The 21,821-nt window shown below is 68.1% G+C and carries 15 protein-coding genes; 13 read left to right on the top strand and 2 right to left on the bottom strand.

The genetic code is table 11. The annotated features are described in order from the left end of the window. Nucleotide 1: 1 nt before the first annotated feature. The gene (locus C6I20_RS10185; protein WP_118395864.1) at nucleotides 2–715 is read right to left on the bottom strand and encodes a bifunctional 2-polyprenyl-6-hydroxyphenol methylase/3-demethylubiquinol 3-O-methyltransferase UbiG; all 714 of its coding nucleotides are present in this window, start codon (nucleotides 713–715) and stop codon (nucleotides 2–4) included. Next, complete coding sequence (locus C6I20_RS10180) at nucleotides 702–1,955, bottom strand: glycosyltransferase family 4 protein (protein ID WP_118395863.1); 1,254 nt, start codon at nucleotides 1,953–1,955, stop codon at nucleotides 702–704. The genes C6I20_RS10185 and C6I20_RS10180 overlap by 14 nt, the downstream gene beginning before the upstream one ends. A gap of 281 nt (nucleotides 1,956–2,236) precedes the next feature. Here C6I20_RS10180 and C6I20_RS10175 point away from each other — a divergent pair, with 281 nt between their 5' ends. The 13 genes from C6I20_RS10175 to nadA all read left to right on the top strand — a co-directional run bounded on the left by C6I20_RS10175 (nucleotide 2,237) and on the right by nadA (nucleotide 21,814). After that, on the top strand, nucleotides 2,237–5,098 hold the full coding sequence (locus C6I20_RS10175) for a hypothetical protein (protein WP_118395862.1): 2,862 nt from the start codon (nucleotides 2,237–2,239) through the stop codon (nucleotides 5,096–5,098). Beyond that, nucleotides 5,040–6,524: a hypothetical protein gene (locus C6I20_RS10170; RefSeq protein WP_162891253.1), complete on the top strand. Its 1,485-nt coding sequence runs from the start codon at nucleotides 5,040–5,042 to the stop codon at nucleotides 6,522–6,524. Before C6I20_RS10175 ends, C6I20_RS10170 begins: the two co-directional genes overlap by 59 nt. Before the next feature lie 188 nt (nucleotides 6,525–6,712). Continuing rightward, the gene (locus C6I20_RS10165; RefSeq protein WP_254052105.1) at nucleotides 6,713–7,492 is read left to right on the top strand and encodes an electron transfer flavoprotein subunit beta/FixA family protein; all 780 of its coding nucleotides are present in this window, start codon (nucleotides 6,713–6,715) and stop codon (nucleotides 7,490–7,492) included. A 15-nt stretch (nucleotides 7,493–7,507) separates the two neighbouring features. Continuing rightward, nucleotides 7,508–8,455 (top strand): electron transfer flavoprotein subunit alpha/FixB family protein, encoded by a 948-nt coding sequence (locus C6I20_RS10160; protein ID WP_118395859.1) that lies wholly within the window; start codon nucleotides 7,508–7,510, stop codon nucleotides 8,453–8,455. Nucleotides 8,456–8,756: 301 nt separating this feature from the next. Then, nucleotides 8,757–10,358: an ABC transporter substrate-binding protein gene (locus tag C6I20_RS10155; RefSeq protein WP_254052104.1), complete on the top strand. Its 1,602-nt coding sequence runs from the start codon at nucleotides 8,757–8,759 to the stop codon at nucleotides 10,356–10,358. A 113-nt stretch (nucleotides 10,359–10,471) separates the two neighbouring features. Then, nucleotides 10,472–11,401 carry an ABC transporter permease gene (locus C6I20_RS10150; RefSeq protein ID WP_118395857.1) on the top strand — a complete coding sequence of 310 codons (930 nt, stop codon included), beginning with the start codon at nucleotides 10,472–10,474 and terminating at the stop codon, nucleotides 11,399–11,401. Beyond that, entirely contained in the window at nucleotides 11,394–12,368 is a 975-nt protein-coding gene (locus C6I20_RS10145; RefSeq protein ID WP_118395856.1) for an ABC transporter permease, read from the top strand. Before C6I20_RS10150 ends, C6I20_RS10145 begins: the two co-directional genes overlap by 8 nt. Next, the gene (locus C6I20_RS10140; protein ID WP_118395855.1) at nucleotides 12,365–14,080 is read left to right on the top strand and encodes an ABC transporter ATP-binding protein; all 1,716 of its coding nucleotides are present in this window, start codon (nucleotides 12,365–12,367) and stop codon (nucleotides 14,078–14,080) included. Before C6I20_RS10145 ends, C6I20_RS10140 begins: the two co-directional genes overlap by 4 nt. A 75-nt stretch (nucleotides 14,081–14,155) precedes the next feature. Continuing rightward, a complete protein-coding gene (locus tag C6I20_RS10135; protein ID WP_216822851.1) occupies nucleotides 14,156–14,803 on the top strand; it encodes a hypothetical protein in 648 nt (215 codons plus the stop codon). Continuing rightward, a complete protein-coding gene (locus C6I20_RS10130; protein ID WP_118395854.1) occupies nucleotides 14,804–16,345 on the top strand; it encodes a DNA polymerase Y family protein in 1,542 nt (513 codons plus the stop codon). Nucleotides 16,346–16,357: 12 nt separating this feature from the next. Further along, nucleotides 16,358–19,753: an error-prone DNA polymerase gene (locus C6I20_RS10125; RefSeq protein WP_118395853.1), complete on the top strand. Its 3,396-nt coding sequence runs from the start codon at nucleotides 16,358–16,360 to the stop codon at nucleotides 19,751–19,753. Nucleotides 19,754–19,877: 124 nt separating this feature from the next. Beyond that, nucleotides 19,878–20,564, top strand: coding sequence for an NUDIX domain-containing protein (locus tag C6I20_RS10120; RefSeq protein ID WP_118395852.1), 687 nt, complete (start codon nucleotides 19,878–19,880; stop codon nucleotides 20,562–20,564). After that, nucleotides 20,561–21,814: a quinolinate synthase NadA gene (gene nadA, locus C6I20_RS10115; RefSeq protein ID WP_118395851.1), complete on the top strand. Its 1,254-nt coding sequence runs from the start codon at nucleotides 20,561–20,563 to the stop codon at nucleotides 21,812–21,814. The genes C6I20_RS10120 and nadA overlap by 4 nt, the downstream gene beginning before the upstream one ends. Nucleotides 21,815–21,821 lie beyond the last annotated feature (7 nt).

The following is a 21,821-nucleotide window of genomic DNA, read 5'->3' as shown; positions in this document are numbered from 1 at the left end:
GTCAGAGCGGCTTCTGGAAGTACAGTGCGACGCTCTTGCCGATCACGGGATTGAGCGCGCGCTCGGCGAGCCTCGTCGTGGCGGGTGCCTTCATCATGTCCCACACGAGCATCCGGTGGTACGTGCGCACCAGCGGGTGCTGCTCGCGGCCGACGCCGACCGCGCACTTGAGCCACCAGAACGGCGCGTGCAGGGCGTGGGCGTGGTGCTTGTGGGTGAACGTCATGCCGGCCGCGACGATCTTCGCCTCGAGCTCATCAGCCTTGAAGATCCTGATGTGGCCACCCTCGTTGGCGTGGTACTCGTCCGACAGGGCCCAGCACACACGCTCCGGCAGCCACCGGGGGACCGTGACGGCCAGGATGCCGCCGGGAGCCAGGATGCGTACGAGCTCGCTGATCGCCTGGTCGTCCTGCGGCACGTGCTCGAGGATCTCCGAGGCCAGCACGACGTCGAAGCTGCCGTCGGCGTACGGCATGTCGAGGATGTCACCGACCCGGACCTGTCCGGCCCCACCGGGCGGCACCTCGCCCTCGAGCTCGAGGGCACCGAACATGTCCTCGACGCCCTTGAGCTCGACCTCGTCCATGTCGTACGCGGTCACGAGTGCGCCGCGCCTCAGAGCCTCGTACGAGTGACGGCCGGCGCCGGCGCCGACGTCGATGAAACGGGTGCCGCGTCCGACTCGCAGTCGGTCGAAGTCAACGGTCAGCATGCGAGCTCCTGCTCGTCCGGCCGCGTGCTGCGGCGATGGCTTCTGAATAGGCGTCGACGGTTGCCCGCGCGACCGAGGTCCAGCTGTAGCGCTCGAGGGCTCTGGCGCGACCCGCTGCGCCAAGCCGAGCGCGCTCAGCGGGCGACTCGAGCAGCTCCTTGACGGCGGCCGCCAGGGCGTCGGAGTCACCTGGCTCGACCAGCACGGCACAGTCGCCGACGACCTCGGGCAGTGCGCCGGCCCGACTTGCGACCACGGGAGTGCCGCATGACATGGCTTCGACCGTCGGCAGCGAGAAGCCTTCGTAGAGCGATGGAACGCACATCACGTCGGCCGAGGCCAGCAGGGCTGCCAGCTCTTCGTCACTGATCCCGTTGACGACGTGCACCGCGTCGTGGATGCCCAGCTCGGTGATCCGCCGCTCGGTCGCGCCGCCGGGCTCGAGGTTGGAGACCAGGTGCAGGTCCACATCTTGCTCGGTGCGCAGCTTGGCGACCGCCTCCAGCAGGTGGACGACCCCCTTGAGCGGACGATCAGCGCTGGCGATCGCGACGATCCGACCGGGCACCCGCGAGTCCTTCGGCGCGAACAGGTCGGTGTCGACCCCCAGCGGGACGATGCGCATCTGGGCCGGATCGAGGTCGAAGTCCTCGACGGAGTCGGCGGCCGAGGCGCCCGCGACGGCCAGGACGATCGGGATGCGACGGGCCACGCGTGCCTGCATCGGCACGAACGAGTACCAGCGGCGGACCGACAACTTGCGGCGCAGGGGAGCTGCGGCCAGGTCGACCGCACGATCACGGCTGATCGGGTGATGGACCGTCGCCGCGAGCGGGACTCCACGTCGCAGGAGTGACAGCAGGCCGTAACCCAGACTCTGATTGTCGTGCACGACGTCGAACTCGTCGGCGCGGTCACGCAGGAGGCGGGCGGCCCGCAGGCTGAAGGTCAACGGCTCCGCGAAGCAGCCGGTCAGCGTCAGCGCATATTCCAGGACGTCGGTGGCGCTCGTGAACTCACGCAGCCGGGGTGTGCGGAACGGATCGGGTTCGCGGAACAGGTCCAGACTCGGGACCTGGGTGAGTCGCACGCGCGGGTCGAGGTCTTCGGGATAGGGCTGACCCGAGAACACCTCGACCTCGTGGCCGAGCTCGACGAGCCCGCGGCTCAGGTGACGTATATATACGCCTTGACCGCCACAATGGGCCTTGCTCCGGTACGACAGCAGCGCGATTCGCACCGGGCCTCCTCGTTACTGATAAGTAGGTCCATCATGCCGGGTGGCCGAAGTCGGGCTACCACGGGCCTCCGCACTTGAGGCCGGGGCCGGTCAACCGAGCGAATCTGCTCTCGGGTACATGACTTTCCGGCGGTCCCGATCGTTGACCAAAGTGGTGCCTTCCGTGCTGGAACGGGAATTGCGCGACGCGGTCCGGCACACGGCGCAACACGCGTGACACAGGTGACGCATGGGGCATACTGAGCACGACGTGCCATCAGCGGTGTAGATGAAAGGGAGTCATGACCGACTCAGAGTCCAACCAGCCGGTCGACCGTCGGCGGGCTGACCCGTTGCGGGTCGCCGCGGACATGCTCGCGAACGAGGAGGCCGAGGCCCTCAAGTCAGGCTCCGCTTCCGCCGCGAAGTCGGACGACGGCATGCGCCGTCGGGCATCCGGTGGCGTACTGTCCCAGGCCGCTGCTGGTATCGAAGCCGATGAGGCTGACGAGGCCAGCAACGTTGACGATGCCAACAAGACTGACGAGCGCGACGGGGACAACCCTCGGGCACGCCGGACCGCCGCACGCGCAGCCCGTCAGGCGGCCGCAGAGAAGCGCCGGGCCGAGCGCACTGCCGCCAAGGCTTTTGCCGCATCCAAGCGCCACGCCGTGCGTCGCGAAGACTCGTCCGACGACAACGCTCCCGCGGAGAAGACCCTTGCGGAAAAGCTTGATGCTGCTCGCGAAGCGGTCTCGACACCACCGGACCGCGCCGAGGACAAGCAGGAGTCCACGCAGACCTTCCCGGCCGTCAGCGAGCCGGCACCCGTCGCGGAGGCGCAGCCGGTCGAGCCGTCATCCGCACGCATCTCCTTCGAGGAGCCCGTCGCGCGCCAGGAACCGACCGGTGAAAACGCTCCTGTCGAGGACGAGGCCCGCAACGGGGCACTCTCCTGGCGCATGGGTAGTGCGCCGACAGCGGCCGAGTTCTCCGACGATCCCGCACCTGACTCTGAGGCCGAGCCCGAGGTTGCGGCAGCGCTCCAGCCGCCCGTTGTCGAGGAGCCCGTCGTTGAGCTGATCGAGAATGATGCGCCGCTCGTCGAGCACGTGCAGTTTCAGCCGACTCCCGAGCCGGTCGAGGAAGTACGGCCGGAGCCGGTCGCCGAGCGCGCGGAGCCTGAGCCGACACCCGAACGAGTCGACGAGCCGCAGCCCGAGCCGGTCGCCGAGCGCGTGGAGCCCGAGCCGACAGCATCCGTCGAGGACGTACGCCCCGAGCCGACGCCCGAACCCGTCGAAGACGTACGCCCCGAGCCGACGCCGGTGCCCACACCTGCAACGCCAGCAGCAGGCACTGTGCCGGTGACTTTCGCCGAGAAGCTTGCCGCCGCGAGCGCCGCTGCCCAGCAACGGGTTGCCGCGGCCCGGGCCGAGGCCGCCCGACTGATGGAGGAGGCAGCCCGCGAACGTGCGGAGGTGTCGGCGCGTCTGCAGTCCGACGAGGCCGCCCAGCGGGAGATCGCTGCGGCCCGCCTCCAGGCGGCCGAGCAGGCCGCTGCCGAGCGGGTCAGCGCAGCGCAGCAGGAGGCCGATCGTGTCTCCGCCGACATCGAGCGAGAGCGCAAGGCTGCCGCAGTCAAGATCGCCGAGCTCCAGAAGGCGGCCGACGAGCGTGTCGCAGCCGCCAAGGCCGAGGCCGAACGCCAGGCCCAGCTGCGCATCGAGCAGGCCAACACCGAAGCCCTCCGTCTCGCCGAGGAGGCCGAGGCCAAGGCCAAGGCCACGGCCGAGCGCCGCCTGGCCGAGTCCGAGAAGACCGCAGAGGAGGCGGCGCAGCGCCGCCTCGAGGCCGCCGAGCAGGACGCGCAGCGTCGTATCGAGGCCGCCCGTGCCGAGGCCGAGAAGGTCGCTGCGCAGGCCGCTGCGGATCGAGAGGCCGCGCTCACACAGCTGGCCAAGGAACGCGAAGCTGCCGATGCCCGTCTCGCCGACGTCAAGGCGCAGTCAGAGCGCATCGTTGCCGAGGCGGAGCAGACCTCGGCGGGCCATGTCGCGTCTGCGCGGGCCGAGGCCGAGAAGGTCGCCGCCGAGGCCGCTGCAGATCGTGAGGCCGCGCTCGCTCAGCTCACCAAGGAGCGCGAGGAGGCCGACGCGCGTCTGGTCGAGGTCAAGGCGCAGGCCGAGCAGACCATCCGGGAGGCCGAGGAGTCCGCGCGCAGCCACGTCGCGGCGGCCAAGGCCGAGGCCGAGAAGTACGCCCAGGAGACCGCCGCCGAACGGGTGGCGATCGCCGTGCGGGTGTCCGACGCCGAGCGCGCCGCCGAGGAAAAGCTCGTCGCGGCCAAGGTGCAGGCTGATCGTCTGGCCGCGGAGGCAGCCCAGCGTCACGACGAGGCGGCAGCCGAGCTGGCACGTGAGCGCGATGAGGCCAAGGCGCTTGTCGACCGGGCCAACGAAGAGGCTGACAAGCTTGCGAAGGAGGCGGAGGCCGAGCGCGCCGAGGCCGCTGCCAAGCTCGCCGACGCTGAGCGCATGGCTGCCGACAAGATCCGCGCGGCCCAGGCCGAGGCGGAACGGGTCGCGGCGGATGCCAACGACGCTGCGCGCCTGGCCGGTGAGGCGCGCGAGCAGGCTGAGCGCAAGCTTGCCGCCGACGTGGAGGCTGCGCGGCTCGACGCTGAGCGCAAGGTCGCCCAGGCCGAGAAGGATGCTGCGGAGCGGATTGCCCAGGCGCAGGCCGAGGCCCGCCGAGTCGCGGACAGGTCCGAGCAGGATGCCCGTGAACGTGTCGCCGCGGCCCAGGCCGAGGCCGAGCGGGTCACCGTGCAGTCCAAGCGGGACGCCCAGGAGCGGCTCAGCCAGGCTGTCGCCGCGGCGCGTTCGGCCGCCGAGGAGAAACTGCAGGAGGCCGAGCGCACCGCGCTGGAGTGGGTCGCTGCTGCCGAGGCCGAGGCCGAGCGGGTCGCCCAGGAGCACATCGTGATGGCCAATCACACATCGGCGTCCACGCCGTTGACGATGCCTGCTCCACTGGTCGACGAGTATGTCGATGAGGCACCAGACATCGAGGAAACCTTGGATCATTCGCCCGAGGAGGTGAATGACGACTCTGGGGCAGTCGCCCCCAAGATCAAAAAAAGAGTCGTCCGCCGCAAGTAGTTTCCTGACCGCAGGGTCCATCGTCGCCGGCCTCGAGGCCGACGATGCGGCGCCCTCACGCCGCGAGCACGATGCCACGTCCGAGGAGTTCGGCCACGACCTGGTCGATCCAGATCCCGCGGACGTGCCCGTTACGCACGAAGCGACGGCGACCGTGGAGACCTCGATCGCACCCGAGGTCACCAGCAGCGATCACCGCGAGCTCAAGGCCGCAGCGAAGGCCGAGGCGCGTCGTGGACGTGACGAGGCCAAGGCCGCACGCGAGCAGCAGAAGGCCGACGCCAAGCAGGCCAAGCTGGATGCCAAAGCAGAGGCCCGGCGAGAGCGCGAGGAGACCCGCGAGCTGGCGACCGTCGCACGGGCCCAGGAGCGGGCCGACGCCGTGGCTGCTGACGTCGAGCTGACCCAGATCGCCGAGGTGTCGGCCGCAGACGAGACAGCGTTGTCCGAGGATCTTGGGCGCGATGGTGTCGAGCCTGGACGGCAGCACCGCCAGGACGCGCGCGACGCGCGACGGGCGACCGCCGCGGCGAAGACCGAGGCCAAGCAACAGGCCAGGGCCGAGCGCAACGACGCCAGGGCGCAGGCCGCGGCGGCCCGCTCGGCAGCCCGCGCCGCCCAGGTCGACACTCACACCGCCCAGAAGCATGACCGGGAGCTGGAGCCGGTTGATGTGGCGGCCGAAGAAGAGTCCGTGGAGTCGCCCAAGCCCGTCACTGAGGTCGAGACGGTCCAGGACGCGGCGGAGCTCGAGCTCGAACAGGACAGCACCGAACCCGAGCCCGAGCCCGATCCCGAGCCCGATGATGAGAAGTCCATCGAGGAGGGCGACGAGCGGGAACGTCGCGAGGCCCTCGATCTCGGGGGCAAGAGCGCCAAGGCTCAGGCGGCCAATGCCAAGCTGGCGGCCCGCCGGGAGCATCGGGAGGCGAAGGAGTCGGCCCGTCTGGAGCGTGCCGACGCGAAGGAGGCTGCCCGTAGCGAGAAGGTGGCGCAGCGGGCCAACAAGCGTCCGGACCGGATCGTCGAGCCTCCCCGTGAGCCCAAGGTTTCGTTCGCAGAGCGTCGCCGACAGAAGGCCGCCGGAGTGCAGACCGCGACGGGTGACCCCGATCGGTCATCCGGTGCTCGCCGGGCGATCGCGGCGACTGCGGCCGCGCTCGGAGCCATCGGACTCATCTGCTCGGTCACCCTCGCCGTGGGTGCCCTGATGGTTGCTATAGGGGCGGGGGAGAACAACGCGGCGTACGACGCGTTGTCGTCGATCGCCGACGCGCTGGTGGGGCCGTTGCGTGACGTCTTCACCTTCACGGGCGCCAACGCCGACGACAAGGAGGCGCTGGTGGCATGGGGACTCGGCTCGATGGGCTATCTGCTGGTCGGTCTGTTCGCCCAGTCGTTCCTGCGCTCCCGGATCGAGGACTGACGTCGAGGGTGTGACCTACCCCATGCCCCCGATCTGTCGCCCGAATTGCTACCTGTAGGTAACATTCAGGTGACGAAGAGCCGCGTCGTCTCGCCGCCGATTGGCGTGGGATGGTGGCTCTTGCACAGTCCAGAGACTGCCGTGGCGACTGTTTGGTCGTCGCGCCCCAGAATCACAGGAGGGTCCTCGTGACCAAAATCGTTGTCGCTGTGAAATACGTACCGGATGCGACCGCAGACCGGACCTTCAGCGCCGATAACACCGTCGACCGCGTCGGTGTCGACGGTCTGCTCTCGGAGCTTGACGAGTACGCGGTCGAGCAGGCGCTCCAGGTCATCGAGGCCGGTGACGGTGAGGTCACAGTCCTGACCGTCGGTCCCGAGCAGGCGTCCGACGCCGTTCGCAAGGCACTGCAGATGGGTGCCCACGCCGGCGTCCACGTGCAGGACGACGCGATCCACGGCTCGGATGCGTTCGCCACGTCGCTCGTGCTCGCCGAAGCCATCAAGAAGCTCGACTACGACCTGGTGTTCTTCGGCATGGCGTCGACCGACGCCGGTCTCGGCGTCGTCCCGACCCTCGTCGCCGAGCGCCTCGGCGTTCCGGCCGTGACGTACGCCTCGGAGATCACGGTCGACGGTGACACCGTCAAGATCCGTCGCGATGGCGATGTGGCGACGCAGGACATCGAGGCCAGCGGCAAGCTCGTGGTCAGCGTCACCGACCAGACCGGCGAGGCCCGCTACCCGTCGTTCAAGGGCATCATGGCCGCCAAGAAGAAGGACGTCCAGGAGTGGACGCTGTCCGACCTGGGTCTGGACGCCGGCTCGGTCGGCCTGGACAACGCCTGGACCAAGGTCGAGTCGTTCGAGCCCCGCCCGCCGCGCACCGCCGGCGAGATCGTCACGGACGAGGGAGACGGCGGCGCCAAGCTCGTCGAGTTCCTCACCGCCAAGAAGTTCGTCTGAGAAGGGCACTGACACATGACTGAAGTACTCGTTCTGATCGACGCCCCCGACGGCAAGGTCACCAAGCCTTCGCTCGAGCTGCTCACGATCGCCCGCCGCATCGGTGAGCCCTCCGCGGTGGTCTTCGGATCTGCCGACAACGGCGTGCTCGCGGAGTACGGCGCGGAGAAGATCTACACGTACGACGACGCCGTCTACACCGACTTCCTGGTCGCCCCCAAGGCCGAGGCGCTCGCGCAGCTCGTCGCCGACAAGAGCCCGGCCGCCGTGCTCGTCGGCGCCAGCGCCGAGGGCAAGGAGATCAGCGCCCGCGTGGCGCTGAAGACCGAGTCGGGCTGGATCGGCGACGCGGTCGACGTCCAGGTCGACGGAGGCACCATCACCACGACGCAGTCGGTCTTCGCCGGCAACTTCACCGTCAAGGCGCAGTCCACCCAGGGCGCACCGGTCATCACGGTCAAGCCCAACTCCACGACGCCGGAGGCCGTAGCCGGCGCCGGCGCCGTCGAGGCAGTCACGGCCGACGTCTCTGACGTCGCCAAGACCGCCAAGATCACCTCGAGCAAGGTCAAGGAGGCTTCGGGTCGCCCCGAGCTCACCGAGGCCGCCATCGTGGTCTCCGGCGGGCGTGGCACGGGCGGCGACTTCACCGAGGTCGAGGCATTCGCCGACAGCCTCGGTGCCGCCGTGGGCGCCTCGCGCGCCGCGGTCGACTCCGGCTGGTACCCGCACTCGTTCCAGGTGGGTCAGACCGGCAAGACCGTGTCGCCGCAGCTCTACGTCGCCAACGGCATCTCGGGTGCGATCCAGCACCGCGCCGGCATGCAGACGTCCAAGACGATCATCGCGGTCAACAAGGACGACGAGGCTCCGATCTTCGAGCTCGTCGACTTCGGTGTCGTCGGTGACCTGAAGGCCGTCCTCCCACAGGCCACGGAAGAGATCAAGAAGCGCAAGGGCTGAGCTCAGCACCTACATCGGCCGGTTCCCCAAGATGGGGGGCCGGCCGATGCTGTTTTACCCTGCAGTTCCCGTCCGGCATGTGGACAGTGACCTTCGAGGACCATGAGCTATGACTCAGCAGAGCTATTGACTTGCTGGTGAGGACTGACTCGTACCTTTTGGTAACACTTTGATTACGGAGCCCATTAACGCTGTGCCGGGTGCCCGTCTCGGTGATAGCAATAGGGGGCGCACACGCGTGCGCGCACTCTCGAACACAGGAGGAAGTATGCGACTCACCAGGCGAACACGCCTTGCGGGTGTGGCATTGCTCACCGTGGCAGGCCTGACCTTGGCCGCCTGCGGCGGCAGCGACAGCGGCGGCAGCAGCAGCGGAGCCAGCACCGACGCAGTCATCAACGTGGACGGCTCGGAGCCGCAGAACCCGTTGATCCCGTCCGCGACGAACGAGACGGGTGGCGGCAACGTCATCGACCTGCTCTTCGCCGGTCTCATCGCCTACGAAGCCGACGGCAGCTCCAAGATGGAGGTCGCCAAGTCGATCACGTCCGACGACAACAAGACCTGGACCGTCGCGATCAACACCGACTGGAAGTTCAGCGACGGCACCCCCGTCACCTCCAAGTCCTTCGTCGACGCCTGGAACGACGGAGCGCTCAGCACGAACGGGCGACTGAGCAGCTACTTCTACTACCCGATCAAGGGCTTCGACGAGGTGCAGGCCGAGAAGCCCACCACCAAGACGCTCTCGGGCCTGAAGGTCGTCGATGACGCAACCTTCACGATCGAGCTCAACCAGGCCGAGGCCGACTTCCCGGCGCGTCTGGGCTACTCGGCGTTCTACCCGCTCCCCGAAGCCGCGTTCAAGGACTTCGAGGCCTTCGGCGAGAACCCGGTCGGCAACGGTCCGTACAAGCTCGCGAAGGAGGGTGCCTGGGTCCACGACAAGGAGATCTCGCTCGCTCCGAACACTGACTACAAGGGCATTCGTCAGGCCAAGAATGGTGGTGTGACGTTCAAGTTCTACACGAACCTCGACGCTGCCTACACTGACATCCAGGCCGGAAACCTCGACATCTTGAAGTCGGTCCCGGACAGTGCGCTGAGCACCTTCGAGAAGGACTCGTCGATCCAGCCGTTCTCCGAGCCCGGTTCGGTGTTCCAGTCGTTCGTCATCCCGGAGACCGCCAAGCACTTCGGCCAGAACGAAGAAGGCACGCTGCGTCGCCAGGCCATCTCCAAGGCCATCGACCGTGCGCAGGTCACTGACAAGATCTTCAGCGGCACGCGCACGCCGGCCAAGGACTTCAGCTCGCCGCTGATGCCCGGTTACTCCGACAGCATCCCCGGCAACGAGGTGCTGACCTTCGACAAGGCCGCTGCCAAGGACCTGTGGGCCAAGGCCGACGCCATCAGCAAGTGGGATGGCAACTTCCGGATCGCCTACAACGGTGACGGCGGACACGACGCTTGGGTCAACGCGGTGACCAACCAGATCAAGAACACGCTGGGAATCGATGCAGAGGGCAAGTCGTACCCGACCTTCGCCGAGTTGCGCACCGATGTCACGAAGCGCACCATCAAGACTGCCTTCCGTAGCGGTTGGCAGCCCGACTACCCGTCGATCTACAACTACCTCGCTCCGCTGTACGCGACCGGCGCAGGTTCCAACGACGGCGACTACTCCAGCAAGGAGTTCGACACCCTGATCGAGAAGGCTGCGGCCGAGGAGACAGAGGACGGACGCTACAAGCTGTACAACGAGGCACAGGCGGTCCTGATGAAGGACCTGCCCGTGATCCCGCTGTGGTACAGCAACATCTCGGCTGCCGCTGCCAAGGGCGTCGACAACGTGTCCTTCAACTGGCAGAACCTGCCGGAATATCAGTTGGCCACCAAGTAACACCCATCACCTGGTGATGCTGGGGGCAGTGCTCGTGGGCTGCCCCCAGCGTCCTATGTTTGTCGCACGTCCACCTGGTCGGCGCGAGGCGATTCACTCTTCAGGAGGCAGCTGTGTGGTGGTATGTCGGAAAGCGACTGCTGCAGACGATCCCCGTGGTGCTCGGGGCAACTCTTCTCATTTACGCGATGGTCTTCGCCACACCCGGCGACCCGATCACGGCGCTGTTCGGTGACAAACCTGTCTCCGAAGGAGTCGCCAACCAGCTGCGAGAGCAGTACAACCTGAACGATCCGTTCATCGTGCAATGGGCCAAGTTCCTCTGGAACGCCCTGGCACACGGCGACTTCGGCATGTCGTACACCGGCCGCCCGGTCAGCGAGGTCGTCAAGACGGCGTTCCCCGTGACGATCAAGCTCTCGCTGATGGCCCTGGTCATCGAGATGGTCCTCGGCATCCTGGCCGGCACCATCGCGGGCATGCGCAAGGGCAAGCTGTTCGACTCGACGATGCTGGTCACCTCGCTCCTGGTCATCGCGGTGCCGATCTTCGTGTTCGCCTTCCTCCTGCAACTCATCTTCGGCGTCAAGCTCAACTGGGTCTCACCGACCGTCGGCGGCGATGCCTCGTTCCAGCGGCTGATCCTGCCGGCCATCGTGCTCGGTCTGGTGTCGTTCGCCTACATCCTTCGCCTGACGCGCAACTCGGTGGCGGAGAACCTCTCGCTCGACCATGTGCGCACCGCGCGCGCCAAGGGGCTGAGTGAGCGTCGAGTGGGCACGGTCCACGTGCTGCGCAACTCGCTGATCCCGGTCATCACGTTCCTCGGCGCCGACCTCGGCGCACTGATGGCGGGTGCCGTCGTCACCGAGGGCATCTTCAACATTCCGGGGGTCGGCAACCTCGCCTTCAGCGCCATCCAGCGCGGCGAGACGCCGACCATCGTGGCGATCATCACCATCTTCGTGCTGGTCTACGTCGTGACGAGTCTCGTCGTCGACCTGATCTATGCACTGCTCGATCCAAGGATCCGATATGTCTGACATCCCCCGCCCGGGCCAGGAGCGGTTCGTCGCTTCGCTCGACGAGACGCCTCTGCAGGAGGTCGACAGCGTCGACACCTCGTCGCCGCCCACAAGCCTGTGGCAAGACGCCTGGCGCCAGCTGCGGCGCAACCCGATGTTCATCATTTCAGCGGTTCTGCTGGTGTTCCTCGCGGTCGTGCTGGCGTTTCCCGGGCTGTTCACCGACGTCGCGCCGCGCAGATGCGATCTCGGCAAGAGCCTCGGCGGCGCGGAGTCGGGGCATCCGTTCGGCTTCGACCGGCAGGGCTGCGACATCCTCTCCCGCACGGTCTACGGCGCTCGTGCCTCGGTGGCGGTCGGCTTCCTCACGACGGCGCTGTTCGTCATCATCGGGACGATCTCCGGCGCGTACGCCGGCTTCTACGGCAAGTGGGTCGACGCGATCATCTCGCGACTGGCTGACATCTTCTTCGCGATCCCGCTGCTGCTGGCCGCGATCGTCGTGCTGCAGGTCGTCAACAACAAGTTCCCTGATCGGGGCTTCTGGGGTGGCGTGCTCGCGGTGGTCGGAGCGCTGGCGCTGTTCGGCTGGCCGCAGATCACCCGCATCATGCGTGGCTCGGTCATGGAGGTCAAGAACCTCGAGTTCGTCGACGCCGCGCGTGCCATCGGTGCCACTCCCCAGCGCAACCTGTTCCGCCACATCGTGCCCAACGCGATCGCGCCGGTCATCGTCATCGCGACGGTCTCGCTCGGCATCGTCATTGTCGCCGAGGCGACGCTGTCGTTCCTGGGCATCGGGCTGCCGCCGAAGGTCGTCTCCTGGGGCAATGACATCTCCAGCGCCCAGGTGCTGGTCCGCTCGGGCCAGCACATCGAGGTCATGCTCTACCCAGCCGCAGCGCTGCTGCTCACCGTCCTGAGCTTCATCCTGCTCGGGGATGCCGTCAAGGACGCACTCGATCCCAAAGCGAGGAAGCGATGAACGCCTCAGACCAGACTCCGTTGCTGGAGATCAAGGACCTCGATGTCGTCTTCAGCACCGAGAAGCACGACATCCAGGCGGTTCGCAAAGCCAACCTGAGCATCTACCCCGGCCAGACCGTGGCGATCGTCGGGGAGTCGGGCTCGGGCAAGTCGACGACGGCGCACGCCATCATCAACCTGTTGCCCGGCACCGGCAAGATCACCGGTGGCCAGATCCTGTTCGAGGGCAAGGACATCAGCAAGATCAAGAAGTCCGAGATGGTCGCCCTGCGCGGCGCCTCGATCGGCATGGTGCCGCAGGACCCGATGTCCAACCTCAACCCGTTGTGGCGGATCGGCTTCCAGGTCAAGGAGGTCCTCACAGCCCATGGCATCGCCAAGGGCAAGCAGGCCGACGCGCGTGTCGTCGAGCTGCTGGAGGAAGCCGGGTTGCCCGACGCCAAGCGTCGTGCCCGCCAGTATCCGCACGAGTTCTCCGGCGGCATGCGGCAGCGCGCGCTGATCGCGATCGGTCTCGCGGCGCGTCCGAAGCTGCTGATCGCCGATGAGCCGACCTCGGCGCTGGACGTCACGGTGCAGAAGCAGATCCTTGACCACATGGACACGCTGACGCAGGACCTCGGCTTCGCGATCCTGCTGATCACCCATGATCTCGGTCTGGCAGCAGAGCGCGCCGATCATCTGGTCGTGATGTACAAGGGCCAGGTCGTCGAGTCGGGTCCGGCGCTGCAGATCCTGCAGGATCCGCAGCACCCCTACACCAAGCGGCTGGTGGCTTCTGCCCCCTCGCTGGCATCCAAGCGGCTGTCCTCGGTGCGGGCCAGGGTCGAGGTGCGTGAGCGTGCGCAGCAGAGCGCCAGTGAGATCGCCGCGGAGATCGCCGAGAGCGGCGACAAGTTCGGCAAGGGCACCGACACGGTGGTCGCGGCGAAGAATCTCACCAAGGTGTTCAAGTTGCCCGGTGGGCTGCCCGGAATGTCCAACGAGTTCCTGGCCGTCGACGACGTCTCGTTCGACCTGCAACGAGGCACCACCAAGGCGATCGTGGGGGAGTCCGGCTCGGGCAAGTCGACCGTCGCGCGGATGGTTCTCCAGCTGCTCGACCCGACGTCCGGCACGGTGGAGTTCGACGGCGTCGACGTCTCGACGCTGCGGCGCAAGGGGTTGCTGAAGTTCCGCCGCCAGATGCAGCCGATCTTCCAGAATCCGTATGCCTCGCTCGACCCGACCTTCTCGATCTATCGTTCGATCGAGGAGCCGCTGCGCACCCACGAGATCGGCACCGACAAGGAGCGCGAGGCCAAGGTCCGCGACCTGCTCGACAAGGTGTCGCTGCCGTCCTCGGTGATGCGCCGGTTCCCCAACGAGCTGTCCGGCGGTCAGCGTCAGCGCATCGCGATCGCGCGCGCACTGGCCCTCGATCCCGAGGTCGTGATCTGCGACGAGGCGGTGTCGGCACTCGATGTTCTGGTGCAGGCGCAGATCCTCGAGCTGCTCAACGATCTGCAGGCCGAGCTGGGGCTGAGCTACCTGTTCATCACCCACGACCTCGCAGTCGTGCGTCAGATCGCCGACGACGTCGTCGTGATGCAGGACGGCAAGGTCGTCGAGGCGGCCTCGGTCGACGAGGTCTTCAACAACCCCAAGCAGGACTACACCCGCAAGCTGCTCGACGCCATCCCCGGCGCGAGCATCGAGCTGGCCTCCTAGTCGACGGGTCTGTCCACCTGATGGGATAGCAGCCGATTGAATTGACCTGATCGAACATATGTTCGATCATGGCGTATGGCTGTTGCAACCCAGACCCTGACCGAGCTGCGCGCCCGCGTTGACCAGATGCAGGGTCGTCCGGCGGCCCAGCCCGTTGCCACGCATCCGGCCTTCGCGGGTCTGCTGCAGCTGCAGACCGGCGCAAGCTATGCCGTCGATTCCGCGAGCCTGGCGATGGCGCTCATGGCGGGCCCTTCGGCCGATGGCGCGTGGTGCGGCGTCGTCGGCACGGCAGAGCTGGGCCTGGAGGCGGCCGCGGCTGCCGGGGTCGACCTGCGCCGCACGATCCTGGTGCCCGATCCCGGTGATGCCTGGCTCGAGGTCACCGCTGCGCTGATCGACGTACTGGGAGTCGTCGTGCTGGCCGCGCCGGGTGAGGTCTCGGCCAAGGAGGTCAGCCGCATCAGCGCCCGCCTGCGGCAGCGGGGCGGGATCCTCATCTCCTATGGAGCCTGGCCGCGCTGCGAGGCCACGGTGTCGATGCGTGATGCCGAGTGGGTCGGGGTCGGTCAGGGTCACGGGCACCTGCAGGCGCGACGCGTGACGGTCGAGGTCCGCCGTGGCACGGCTCCGGCCCGCACCGGACGACTGTGGCTGCCCGATGCCAGCCAGGCCATCCGTCGGGTCGAGGACGAGCCGACCCGGTTGCGGAGCGTGGGCTAGATGGGTCGCACCATGGTGCTGTGGGCGCCGGACTGGCCGATCGTCGCGGTCGAGGCGCCGCCATCCACGCCGGCCGCAGTGCTCGACAAGGGACAGGTGCTGGCCTGTTCGCAGGCTGCGCGGGCCGAGGGCGTACGCCGGGGCATGCGTCGCCGTGACGCCCAGTCGCGGTGCCCGGACCTGGTGCTGCACGAGCACAATGCCGATGCCGACTCGCGAGCCTTCGAGGCGGTGCTAACCGCAATCGAGGAGCTCAGTCCCGGGGTGGCGCCGTTGCGTCCAGGGCTCTGTGCGATCAACGTGCCGGCACGGTTCTACGGCGGCGAGGCCGAGGCGGCGGCAGTCATCGCCGAGCGGCTCGTGGGGCTCGGGGTCTGGGACGTCCGGGCCGGCATCGCCGACGGGCTCTTCGCGGCCGAGCAGGCGGCCCGGAGGGCGTTGGCGCAGGACAGTCTCGTCGTGCCCGCGGGTGGCTCCGCGCAGTTCTTGCGGGACCTGCCGATCGATGCGCTCGGCGACCCGGCGGGCGGGCCCCCCGCGAGTGCGACGGGCGATGGACTGGTCGGGCTGCTGCGCCGGATGGGACTGCAGACCCTGGGCGACTTCGCCGGGTTGCCCGCCGCCGACGTGCACACCCGCTTCGGCACCCACGGAGCACTCCTGCACCGCATGGCCCGTGGCCTCGATGCCCAGCCGATCAGCCGTCGACAGGTGCCGCCGGAGTTCGAGGCGACCCTGCTGCTGGAACCCCCGCTGGAGCTGGTCGAGCCGATCGCGTTCAGCCTGCGCACGACGGCGGAGGCCTTCGTGACCGATCTGGCCGGCTACGGGCTGGTCTGCACGACGGTCCTGATCGAGGTCGACACCGACGGCTCGTTGGCGACCTCGCGGCGCTGGATGCACCCGCGTTGGTTCGGTGCCACGGACCTGATCGACCGGGTGCGCTGGCAGCTGCAGGTCGACGGTGCGATTGCCGCCCCGGTCGATGCCGTGCGGCTGATCCCGGAGGTCACCGAGCCCCTGGGCGATCATGCCGACAGCCTCTTCGGAGGTGGGCCCGACGAGCGGGTCGAGCGTGGGGTGGCGCGGGTGCAGAGCATCGTGGGCCACGAGTCGGTCGTCTCGGTCTCGCTCCAGGGCGGTCGTGGGCCGGGGGAGAGGCGGCTGCTCGCGCCATGGGGTGAGCGTCCCGTCGCCGCCCGGGCCGCCCAGATGCCGTGGCCGGGCAGCCTGCCCCCGCCCGCTCCGGCGACGGTCTACACCGAGCCGCAGCAGGCGATGGTCGTCGGCGCGGAGGGCCAGTCGATCGGGGTGACCGGGCGCGGCCTGGTCACGGGGGAGCTGGCCAGGTTCCGGGTCGCGGCCCGACAGGACTGGCAGCCGGTCGCGTCGTGGGCCGGGCCGTGGCCCGTCGACGACCAGTGGTGGGACGAGGTCGCCGCCCGCAGGATTGCCCGCTTCCAGGTCGTCGGCGTCGACGGCAGCGCCTACCTCATGATCGTCGAGAGCGGTCACTGGTGGGTCGAGGCCAAATATGACTGAGGTGAGTGACAGATGGGGTGGAGCAATCCTGATGTCTCGTGGCGGGAGCTCGAGCGGCGGATGTCCGGCAAGCCCGAGCCCGACGGTGGCGACGCTCCGGGCTGGTCCCGCACCCGGTCCGAGGCCGAGCCCCGGCCGGTCCGGCGGCCCGACGGACCAGTCGTGCCGTACGCCGAGCTGCACTGCCACAGCAACTTCAGCTTCTTGGACGGTGCGAGCGGTCCCGACGCGCTGGTCGAGGAAGCCATCGGCCTGGGCCTGCACGGGTTGGCGCTGACCGATCACGATGGTTTCTACGGTGCGCCCCGGTTCGCCGAGGAGGCGGTCAAGCATGCCGATGCAGGCCTCAAGACGATCTTCGGTGCCGAACTGTCCCTGGGTCTGAGCCGCCCGCAGAACGGCGCCGCAGATCCCGAGGGCAACCACCTCCTGGTGCTGGCCCGTGGCGTCGAGGGCTATCACCGACTGGCCGCGGCGATGACCGAGGCGCACTTCCGGGGGGACGAGAAGGGACGCCCGGTCTATGACCTGGAGGAGCTCGCCGAGCGGGGGCGGGGCCACTGGCTGATCCTCACCGGATGTCGCAAGGGCCACGTGCGCCAGGCGCTCACCACAGGAGGTGCCGAGGCGGCGGCGAGCGCGCTGGACCGGCTCACGGCGCTGTTCGGCCTGGACCACGTCGCGGTCGAGCTGATTGATCACGGCTTCCCGACCGACAGCACATCCAACGAGGCCCTGGGGGAGCTCGCCGCGATGCACGGTCTGCCCACCGTTGCGACCAACAACGTGCACTTCGCGTCGCCGGCCAACCGTCGGTTGGCCGCAGCGATGGCGGCCATACGTGCCCGCCGGAGCCTCGCCGACATGGACGGCTGGCTGCCAGCCACGGGTGCTGCGCACCTGCGTTCGGGGGCAGAGATGCAGCGGATCTTCGCGCGTCACCCCGGAGCGGTCGCCCGCACCGTCGGGATCGCCGACGAGCTGGCCTTCGACCTGCGCGCCGCAACCCCCCGCCTGCCGCGAAGGGGCATCCCCGAGGGCCACACGGCGATGAGCTGGCTGCGGGAGCTGGCCGACCAAGGCATCCGGGAGCGCTATGCCCACAACCCCGTCGAGGCGCGCGAACGCATCGCTCGCGAGCTCCAGGTCATCGAGGAGAAGGACTTTCCGGGCTACTTCCTGATCGTGCACGACATCGTCAAGGAGGCCAAGCGGCGCAAGATCTTGTGCCAGGGCCGGGGGTCCTCGGCCAACTCCGCGCTCTGCTACGCCCTGGGCATCACGGCGGTCGACTCGATCTTCTACAACCTGCCGTTCGAGCGCTTCCTTGCCACGACGCGCGAGGAGGAGCCGGACATCGATGTCGACTTCGACTCCGACCGGCGCGAGGAAGTCATCCAGTGGGTCTACGACACGTACGGTCGGCACAACGCCGCGCAGGTCGCCAACGTCATCAGCTATCGCCCACGCTCGGCCGTACGCGATGCGGCCAAGGCGCTGGGTCACTCGACCGGTCAGCAGGACGCCTGGTCCAAGCAGATCGACGCGTGGAGCGCGATCTCCACCGAGGACGCCTCGGGCATACCGGAGCCGGTCGTCCAGCTGGCCCAGCAGCTGCTCAAAGGGCCTCGCCACCTGGGCATCCACTCCGGCGGGATGATCCTGACGGAGCGCCCGATCGGTGAGGTCTGCCCCATCGAGCGCGGCCGCATGGACAAGCGCACCGTCCTGCAGTGGGACAAGGACGCCTGTGAGTGGATGGGCCTGGTCAAGTTCGACCTGCTGGGCCTGGGCATGCTCGGCGCTCTGGATCACACGATGCAGATCGTCGCCGAGCACCTGGGGGAGGAGTGGGACCTGGCCACGCTGCCCAAGGAGGAGGCCGCGGTCTACGACATGTTGTGCCGGGCCGACTCGATCGGGGTCTTCCAGGTCGAGAGCAGGGCCCAGATCGGCACGCTGCCACGCCTGCAGCCCCGGTCCTACTACGACCTCGCGATCGAGATCGCGCTGATCCGCCCCGGCCCGATCCAGGGTGGTGCGGTCCATCCGTACATCCGCCGGGCAACGGGGCGCGAGGAGGTCACCTATCCGCACCCCGTGCTCAAGGGGGTGCTCGAGCGGACGCTCGGGGTGCCGCTGTTCCAGGAGCAGCTCATGCAGATGGCGATCGCGATCGGCAACTGCACGGGTGACGAGGCCGACCTGCTGCGCCGGGCGATGGGGTCCAAGCGAGGCATCGAGCGGATCGAGTCGCTCAAGGAGAAGCTCTATGCCGGGATGCGGCAGCACGGCCTCGACCAGGAGGAGTCCGATGCGATCTACGTCAAGATCCAGTCGTTCGCCAACTTCGGCTTTGCCGAGAGCCACGCGCTGAGCTTCGCGCTGCTGGTCTATGCCAGCTCGTGGCTCAAGCTGCACTATCCCGGCGCTTTCCTTGCCGCGCTGCTGCGCAACCAGCCGATGGGCTTCTACTCCCCGCAGTCGCTCGTGACCGATGCCCGGCGGCACGGGGTCACGGTCCTGCGGCCCGACATCATGCTCTCGCGGGCGCAGGCCGATCTCGAGGTGCTCGACTCGGCCGAGGCAACAGGCACGGACCGCTGCCTCGATCACGACCAGCCGAAGGTCGAACGATTCGTCCGCGGCACCCCCGACCCGACACCCCAGCATCGCCGCGACGGTGGCTTCGCGGTGCGTCTGGGCCTCGACGAGGTGCAGGGCGTGGGCCTTGAGGTGGCCCGGCGCATCGTCGCCGAGCGGGCGGAACGTCCGTACAAGGACATGGCTGACGTGTCCCGCCGCGCCGGGCTGACCGCCACGCAGATGGAGTCGCTGGCGACGGCCGGCGCATTTGATGTGTTCGGTCTGTCCCGGCGGCAGGCGCTGTGGAACGCCGGATACGTCGAGCGTCCGGACACGCTCGAGGGCACGACGGTGGAGGCGCCGCCGCCCATGCTGCCGGGCATGAGCGAGGTCGAGGAGACCATGGCGGACCTGTGGGCGACTCGCATCTCGCCGGAGAAGCATCCGATGGAGTTCCTGCGTCCGCTCCTGACGTCGGAGGGCATCCACTCGGTCTCCGGGCTGGCCGAGGCCGAGCCGGGGCGCCGGGTCAAGGTCGGCGGACTCATCACGCACCGCCAACGCCCGGCCACGGCCGATGGGGTCACGTTCCTCAACCTCGAGGACGAGACCGGCATGCTCAACGTCGTATGCTCCCAGGCCCTGTGGAAGCGCTACCGCGTCGTTGCCCGCAACTCCGCGGGCATGATCATCCGCGGCATGCTCGAGCGCTACGACGGTGTCACCAACCTGGTCGCCGACCGACTCGAGCGCATCGAGAGCGCTTATCCCGACGCTGCCGCGGCCATTCCGGCCCGTCACCAGGGCCGCGACTTCCGCTGACGAACGACTTCCGACGAAATGTGAACCCGGGTTAGGGTTGACGTGACTTTAAGTGGCCGTTAGAGTGACCTTAGAGTCAGATCAACCTTAAGTCGAACAAGCGTGGAGGCCCTGGATCGTGACGATGCACACGGCGATCGACCAGCGGGTCTCGCTCGCGGTCTCGACCGTGATCTTCGCGCTCCGCCCGCACCCCGAGACCGGCCTCATGACGTTGTGGCTGCCGCTCGTCCGCCGCATCCGCGAGCCGTATCAAGGGCGGTGGGCCCTGCCCGGCGGCCCGCTGGAGAGCGACGACGACCTCGCGAGCTCTGCCTCGCACACACTGCAGCGCACGACGGGTCTGGAGCCGGGCTATCTCGAGCAGTTGTACGCCTTCGGCAGCCTGGACCGCTCGCCCGACGACCGTGTCGTCTCGATCGTCTACTGGGCGCTGGTACGACCCGACGAGATCGCCCGAGCCGTCGTCGGCCCCAACGTGGAGTGGTTCGTCGCCGACGAGCTCCCCGTTCTGGCGTTCGACCACAGCGAGATCGTCCGCTACGCACTCGCCCGGCTGCGGGCAAAGATCACCTACACGCCCATCGCGCACGCGTTCCTGCCCGCCGAGTTCACCCTCGCCGAGCTGCGATCGGTGCACGAGGCGGTCCTGCGCACGCCGCTCGACCCGGCCAACTTCCGCCGCCAGGCGTTGGCCAGCAAGACCCTCGTCCCGACCGGGACGTGCCTTCAGGGCACGAGCCACCGGCCGCCGGCCCTGTTCCGATTCGAAGCAGGACCTCCGTCAACCGCCCCAGAGGAGCGCAGATGACCTCCATCAACGACCTGATCGTTGCGGCACCCGCCGCGAGCTGCGATGTCGAGCTGACCAAGGGCCCGTGGGAGTTCGACACGGTCCCCGGCTACGGGCCGGGATGCTCCGAGGACGATGTGATGCCCGAGCCGGTCGTGCGCCCCGGCCAGCTGCCCGCCGAGTACCAGCGGATGAGCGACGACGAGCTGCACGAGCGGATCCGCGCTGCCAAGGAGACCCTCGGCGAGCGGCTGGTGATCCTCGGGCACTTCTACCAGCGCGACGAGGTCATCCAGTACGCCGACTTCGTGGGCGACTCCTTCCAGCTCGCCAATGCGGCGCTGACCAAGCCCGACGCCGACACGATCGTGTTCTGCGGCGTGCACTTCATGGCTGAGACAGCCGACATCTTGGCCCGGCCCGAGCAGCACGTCATCCTGCCCAACCTCGCGGCTGGCTGCTCGATGGCCGACATGGCCGACGAGGACTCGGTCGAGGCGTGCTGGGAGGAGCTCACATCGGTCTATGGCACGGAAGACGTCGACGGCAAGCAGCCGGTGATCCCGGTGACGTACATGAACTCTTCGGCAGCGCTCAAGGCCTTCTGCGGCAAGCACGGTGGCATCGTGTGCACCTCGTCGAATGCCGCGACGGTCCTGGAGTGGGCCTTCGAGCGTGGCCAGCGGGTGCTCTTCTTCCCCGACCAGCACCTGGGCCGCAACACCGCCAAGGCCATGGGCATCCCGCTCGAGCAGATGCCGATGTGGAATCCCCGCAAACCCCTGGGCGGCAGCACCGAGGCCGAGCTCGATGACGCCAAGGTCATCCTGTGGCACGGGTTCTGCTCGGTGCACAAGCGCTTCACGGTCGCGCAGATCGACCAGGCGCGAGCCGAGCACCCCGGCGTCAAGGTCATCGTGCACCCCGAGAGCCCCATGCCGGTCGTCGACGCCGCCGACGCCGCCGGCTCGACCGACGCGATCCGCAAGTACGTCATCGCCTCCGAGCCCGGTGACACGATCGCGATCGGCACCGAGGTCAACATGGTCAACCGGCTCGCGGCGGAGTTCCCCGACCGGACGATCTTCTGCCTCGACCCCGTCGTGTGCCCGTGCTCGACGATGTACCGCATCCACCCCGGCTACCTCGCGTGGACCCTCGACGGCCTGGTCGCCGGCGAGATCCGCAACGAGATCATCGTCCCCCAGGACATTGCCACCGACGCCAAGGTCGCGCTCGAGCGGATGCTCGCCGCGCCCCCGAAGTAAGGAACCA

Origin of the sequence: Aeromicrobium sp. A1-2 (assembly GCF_003443875.1) — a bacterium.
In the GTDB taxonomy this organism is placed as follows: Bacteria; Actinomycetota; Actinomycetes; order Propionibacteriales; family Nocardioidaceae; genus Aeromicrobium.
Note: the sequence above shows the minus strand (reverse complement) of the source record. Positions and strands in the feature narration are given on the sequence as shown.